Annotated in this window: 8 protein-coding genes; 3 read left to right on the top strand and 5 right to left on the bottom strand. The window is 71.6% G+C overall.

The genetic code is table 11. The features are described from left to right. A partial coding sequence (locus ACXJKL_RS13275; protein WP_457207517.1) for an APC family permease occupies positions 1-1,473 on the bottom strand: 1,473 nt, incomplete at its 3' end. Between the two features lie 69 nt (positions 1,474-1,542). On the opposite strand from ACXJKL_RS13275, the gene ACXJKL_RS13280 reads away from it, so the two are divergent. Both ACXJKL_RS13280 and ACXJKL_RS13285 read left to right on the top strand, forming a co-directional pair. After that, a complete protein-coding gene (locus tag ACXJKL_RS13280; protein WP_457207518.1) occupies positions 1,543-2,205 on the top strand; it encodes a potassium channel family protein in 663 nt (220 codons plus the stop codon). Continuing rightward, positions 2,205-2,876, top strand: coding sequence for a potassium channel family protein (locus ACXJKL_RS13285; RefSeq protein ID WP_457207519.1), 672 nt, complete (start codon positions 2,205-2,207; stop codon positions 2,874-2,876). The genes ACXJKL_RS13280 and ACXJKL_RS13285 overlap by 1 nt, the downstream gene beginning before the upstream one ends. Before the next feature lie 6 nt (positions 2,877-2,882). Here ACXJKL_RS13285 and ACXJKL_RS13290 read toward each other — a convergent pair whose 3' ends face one another. Genes ACXJKL_RS13290 through dut form a run of 4 tightly spaced genes read right to left on the bottom strand, consistent with a single transcriptional unit; the run spans position 2,883 to position 5,120 of the window. Beyond that, on the bottom strand, positions 2,883-3,590 hold the full coding sequence (locus ACXJKL_RS13290) for a DUF3159 domain-containing protein (protein ID WP_457207520.1): 708 nt from the start codon (positions 3,588-3,590) through the stop codon (positions 2,883-2,885). Next, positions 3,587-3,973: an OB-fold nucleic acid binding domain-containing protein gene (locus ACXJKL_RS13295; protein ID WP_457207521.1), complete on the bottom strand. Its 387-nt coding sequence runs from the start codon at positions 3,971-3,973 to the stop codon at positions 3,587-3,589. Before ACXJKL_RS13295 ends, ACXJKL_RS13290 begins: the two co-directional genes overlap by 4 nt. A gap of 5 nt (positions 3,974-3,978) precedes the next feature. Then, a complete protein-coding gene (locus ACXJKL_RS13300) occupies positions 3,979-4,605 on the bottom strand; it encodes a DUF3710 domain-containing protein (protein ID WP_457207522.1) in 627 nt (208 codons plus the stop codon). A 59-nt stretch (positions 4,606-4,664) separates the two neighbouring features. Further along, complete coding sequence (gene dut / locus ACXJKL_RS13305) at positions 4,665-5,120, bottom strand: dUTP diphosphatase (RefSeq protein WP_457207524.1); 456 nt, start codon at positions 5,118-5,120, stop codon at positions 4,665-4,667. A gap of 59 nt (positions 5,121-5,179) precedes the next feature. Between dut and ACXJKL_RS13310 the strand changes: the two genes are divergently transcribed. After that, positions 5,180-5,483: DUF3093 family protein (locus ACXJKL_RS13310; protein ID WP_457207523.1), on the top strand; the 304-nt coding region annotated here is incomplete at its 3' end.

Below are 5,483 nucleotides of genomic sequence, written 5' to 3' on the forward strand. Positions count from 1 at the left end.
GGCGATCCCCTGCATGATCAGGAAGAAGAAGATCATCGCGAGGATGGTGATCCAGGCGCCGGCCAGGAACTTGGTGATGAGCACGATCACCAGGACGACCGCCGTCATGCCGAGGCCGAACGTGTTGATGACCCGTGCGCGCATCATCCGGCGCCGCTCCGCGGGGTCGCGCTCGGTCCTGAGGTGCCGCGTCCAGTGCTTGATCATCCCCAGCTGGCTGAGGTTGAAGGACACGAAGACGCCGACGATGTAGAGCTGGATGAGCTTGGTCGTCTCGGCGTCGAAGATCCAGATCAGCAGCATCGACATGGCGGCGAGGAACACGATGCCGTTGCTGTAGGCGAGCCGGTCCCCGCGCGAGCCCAGCGACCGCGGGGCCAGGCCGTCCTGGGCCAGGATCGAGCCGAGCACCGGGAAGCCGTTGAAGGCCGTGTTGGCGGCCAGCACCAGGATCACGCCGGTGACGGTGACGACGAAGTAGAAGCCGGGCGGGAAGTGGTCGAACACGCCGGACGCGATCTGCGAGATCACCGGGTTCTGCTCGTAGCCGGCGGGGAGCGCGGCCCCGGCGGCGGTCTTCAGGCGCTCGAGCTCGTGCGGGTCGACGTACCGGATGTGCATCTGGTTGGCCAGCACGATGACGCTCATCATCATGCTGATCGCGATCATGCCGAGCAGCAGGAGCGTGGTGGCGGCGTTCTTGCTCTTGGGCCGCCGGAAGGCGGGCACGCCGTTGGAGATGGCCTCGACGCCGGTCAGCGCGGCACAGCCCGAGGAGAAGGCGCGGGCCAGCAGGAAGAACAGCGCCACCTGCGTGAGCGGGCCCTCCCAGCCCTCCTGCGGCTGGATCTGCAGGCCGGCGCTCTCGGCCTCGGGGAGGTCCCCGGCGAGCAGCTGCACCAGCCCGTAGGCGCACATCCCCAGGATGGAGACCATGAAGAGGTAGGTGGGGACGGCGAAGAACGTGCCCGACTCGCGGACCCCGCGCAGGTTGAGCGCGGTCAGCACCACCACCGCCGCGCAGGCGGCCACGGCCTCGTGGCCGACCAGCGAGGGGATCGCGCCGGCGGCGTACTGCGAGGCGGAGGAGATGGAGACCGCGACCGTCAGCACGTAGTCCACGAGGAGTGCGCTGGCCACCGTGATCCCGGCGGTGCGACCGAGGTTGACCGTCGCGACCTCGTAGTCGCCGCCGCCCGAGGGATAGGCGTGCACGGTCTGCCGGTACGACGTCACGACGGTGAGCATGACCAGCGCGACCGCGAGGCCGATCTTCCACGACCAGGCGTACGCCGACGCTCCGGCGACCGCCAGCATGATGAAGATCTCGTCGGGCGCGTAGGCCACCGAGGACAGCGCGTCGGAGGCGAAGACCGGCAGCGCGATGCGCTTCGGCAGCAGGGTCTCCCCCAGCTGGCTGCTGCGGAGCTTGCGCCCGAGCAGGATCCGTTTCGACACGTCACCGACACCCACGACCGGCAGCCTAGTCATGACCGGGCCGGGCGCCGCGATCGCCGCTCCCACCTGGGATACGGTGCGTCCGTGCACGTCGTCATCATGGGATGTGGCCGGGTCGGCTCAACGCTGGCTCGCAGCCTCGAGGACCGTAACCACACGGTGTCCGTCATCGACAGCGACCCCGACGCGTTCCGACGCCTGGGGCCCACGTTCAACGGCGACAAGATCACCGGCTACGGCTTCGACCAGGAGGTCCTGGAGAAGGCCGGGATCCGGCGCGCGGACTCGTTCGCCGCCGTGTCGAGCGGAGACAACTCCAACATCATCGCCGCGCGCGTCGCCCGGGAGACCTTCGGGATCCAGCAGGTCGTCGCCCGGATCTACGACCCCGGTCGTGCCGAGGTCTACCAGCGCCTCGGGATCACGACGGTCGCCACGGTGAAGTGGACCGCGGACCAGGTGCTGCGCCGGATCCTCCCGGCCGGCGCCGAGCCGGACTTCCGCGACCCCTCCGGCACCATCCGGGTGGACCACATCCAGGTCCCCGAGCACTGGGTCGGCCAGCGCACCATCCACTTCCAGGAGCAGTCGCGCAGCCGCATCGCGTGGATCGACCGCCTGGGCGAGGGCATGCTGCCCACCCGCGACACCGTCATCCAGGAGGGTGACATGCTCCACCTCGTCATCCGCGAGGAGGGGGCGGCGCACGCCTACTCCGTTCTCGAGCACGGACCTGAGGAGCACTGATGAGAGTCGCCATCGCCGGGGCCGGTGCCGTCGGTCGCTCCATCGCCCGGGAGCTGATCGGCAACGGCCACCAGGTCCTGCTCATCGACAAGGCGCCCTCGGCCATCCGTCCCGAGCGTGTCCCGAACGCCGAGTGGCTGCTCGCCGACTCCTGCGAGATGTCCTCCCTCGACGAGGCGCAGCTCGACAAGTGCGACGTGGTCATCGCCGCCACCGGCGACGACAAGGCCAACCTCGTCACGTCGCTGCTGGCCAAGACCGAGTTCGGCGTGCCGCGCACCGTGGGGCGCGTCAACCACCCCAACAACGAGTGGCTGTTCACCGAGGCCTGGGGCGTCGACGTCAACGTGTCGACGCCGCGGATCATGTCGGCGCTGGTCGAGGAGGCCGTCTCGGTCGGCGACCTGGTGCGGCTGTTCACGTTCCGCCAGGGCAACGCCAACCTGGTCGAGATGACGCTCCCGCCGGAGTCGCCGTACGTCGGCACCCCGAGCGGCCTCGTGCCGTTCCCCGACAACTGCGCGCTGGTGACGATCCTGCGCGACGGGCAGGTCTACACCCCGTCGGCGGAGCAGCCGCTGGAGGCGGGCGACGAGCTGCTGTTCGTGGTGCCGGCCGACGTCGAGGAGGAGCTCGAGCGGCTCCTGTCCCCGCAGGGCCACGGGGGCTGACCCCCGCTACTCGGGGGCTGCGGGCTCCATGGGGGTGTGGTTGCGCGCGAGCAGCCACACCATCGCGCCCAGCGCGGCGAGCTGGAGCGGCCAGCCCAGGGCGATCTTCATGATCCCGAGGGTCGCGACGGCGGTGTCGGCGTCCATGGACCCCGACGACCCCGCCAGCCACACCGGGGCCTGCACGAGCACCCGCAGCAGGCAGGGCAGCACCAGCATCCAGGTCAGCAGCGAGCACAGCCGCACGACCTGCTTGTCGCGGTGCCAGGCCGTCGCGTCCCCGGTCACGCTGCCGACCATGAAGCCGACGAGCGGCCAGCCGATGAGGCAGGTGAAGGCCAGCACCACGGTGTAGGCGGAGTTGTAGAGGATGCCGGGCAGGAAGTAGGCGAGCGCCTGGTCGTCGGCGCTGCCGCCGGACGCGGCGGAGCGCTGCACGAAGAACCAGCCGATGCCGATGCCCACCAGGGCGTTGACGACGAACTGCACGCTGGAGCGCTGGACCAGGCGGGCGACGAGGAGCACCAGCGCCGCGCCGATGCTGATGCCCACCGCGAGCTGGAGCTCCCGGGTGGTCAGCCACAGCACGGTGAACACGATGGTGGGCACGGCGGCCTCCACCATCCCGCGGCGACCGCCGAGCGCCTGGGAGAGCTGGCGGCGCACGACCTCCTCGACGGTCTCGACCGAGGCGGTCGGGTGGGGCTCGGTCACGGGATCAGCTCGTAGCGCGGGTTGAAGAGGACCCGGTGGCCCGTCGCGGTGCCGATGCGGCCCTCGACGTACATGGCGCGTCCCGGACCCACGCCGGCGATCCGACGCCGACCCAGCCAGATGAGCAGGATCACCCCGGTGCCGTCGTCGAGCTCGGCCTCGAGGGCGGGCACCCCGCCCCGCGGACGCAGGGTGACGGTCTTGATGGTGCCGCGCAGCCGGACCTGCTCCCGGTCCGGTGCGTCGGCGATGCAGGTCTCGCCCGCGGTTCCCGCGTGCGTCTTGCGCAGGTCACGGGCGTGCTGGTCCTCGGTGTCGGCCCAGCGCGACAGGCTGCGGCGCAGCCGGCTGCGGTGCGGCGTGGGACCGGTGGTGTCGGGCATGGCGCTCAGGTGACCCGTCGGGCCTGCTCGGGCAGCACCACGGGCAGCGGCTCGCCGACGGGCATGGCGGTGGTGCCGCGGCGTACGACGACCTGGGCCAGCGCGTCCTCCCACTCGCCGGCGCCGTCCGGCTCGAGGGCGGGACGACCCAGCAGCGAGGCGCGGAGCATCCAGCGGTCCCCGTTGATGCCGATGATGCGGGACGGCTGGGTGGCCGCGGCGCCGTCGGGACGCTGGACGGGCACCTGGCACAGCAGCTCGGTGCCGAAGCGACCCTCGCGCTCGGTCGTGGTGCCGCCCCGGGCGGCGATGTCGGCGGCGATCTGCGGGCGCACGGTGGACCACAGGTCCCCGTGACGGGGAGCCGCGAACGCTTGGAACTCCAGGGCACCGTCGGGGCCTGCGAGCATCACGGCCTGCACGGTGCCGGTCGGCTCGTCGACCTGGAGCCGCAGCTCGCGGCCCGGGCTCGGAGCGACGAGCAAGGACCCCAGGTCGACGCGCTCGACGCCGTCACCGGCGACCTCGGACTCGTCGAAGGGACCGGTGCCGGTCGGTGCAGCGGCAGCGTCGGCGACCGGGTCGGGCCCGTCCGTCGCCTGCGTGGGCTCGCCCTTGCGGCGGAACTTCACGAGCAATCACTCCTTCATGACGGGCAGCGTCGCTGTCCGTGGGGAACCGAGGCGAGCGGTCAGGACCGACCGAACCCTCCTGTAGAACCGTAGCCCCCTTCTCCGCGCACCGAGTCAGGGAGTTGCCCGACCTCCACGAAGCGGGCCCGCTCCACCCGCTGGATGACCAGCTGGGCGATCCGGTCCCCCCGTCGCAGCTCCACCGCCGTGACCGGGTCGTGGTTGATGAGCATCACCTTGACCTCGCCGCGGTAGCCCGCGTCGACGGTGCCCGGGGTGTTGACGATCGAGAGCCCGTGGCGAGCCGCGAGACCGGAGCGCGGGTGCACCAGCGCGACGTACCCCTCGGGCAGGGCGATGCCGATGCCCGTGGGCACGAGGGCCCGCTCCCCCGGCGCGAGGGACACGTCGACGGTGGTGCGCAGGTCCGCCCCCGCGTCGCCGGGATGGGCGTACGCCGGGACGGGCAGGTCGGCGTCGAGGCGCACGATCGCGACCTCGAGGTCGGTGGGCAGCGGTGGGTGGGGCACGGGCGGTGAATCTACCCGGCGGGTCGCCGCCTAGGCTCTGCGCCGTGGAGTACGCGGAACGACTGGGTGTCCCGCTGCGCTGGTGGGTGCAGGGGACGATGCTGGTGGCCACCTTGTGGCTGGCCGTGGTGGTCGCGACCCCGCCTGCCGTGGCGTGGGCCGTCACCGCCGTCGCGCTGGCCGGGCTCGCCCTGGTCTTCGTGTCCTACGGGTCCGCCCGGGTCAGCGTCTCGGAGGGTCGCCTGCACGCCGGCAAGGCCCGCATCGGCCTCGAGCACGTCGGCGAGGTCGCGGCCCTCGACGCCGACGCCATGCGCCGGCAGGCCGGTCAGGACGCCGACGCCCGTG

The organism is Nocardioides sp. P5_C9_2, assembly GCF_054049555.1.

Coding starts and splice junctions, on each gene's coding strand:
- ACXJKL_RS13295 (WP_457207521.1), bottom strand. CDS start 3,973: ATGCCCGACACCACCGGTCCCACGCCGCACCGCAGCCGGCTGCGCCGC.
- ACXJKL_RS13285 (WP_457207519.1), top strand. CDS start 2,205: ATGAGAGTCGCCATCGCCGGGGCCGGTGCCGTCGGTCGCTCCATCGCC.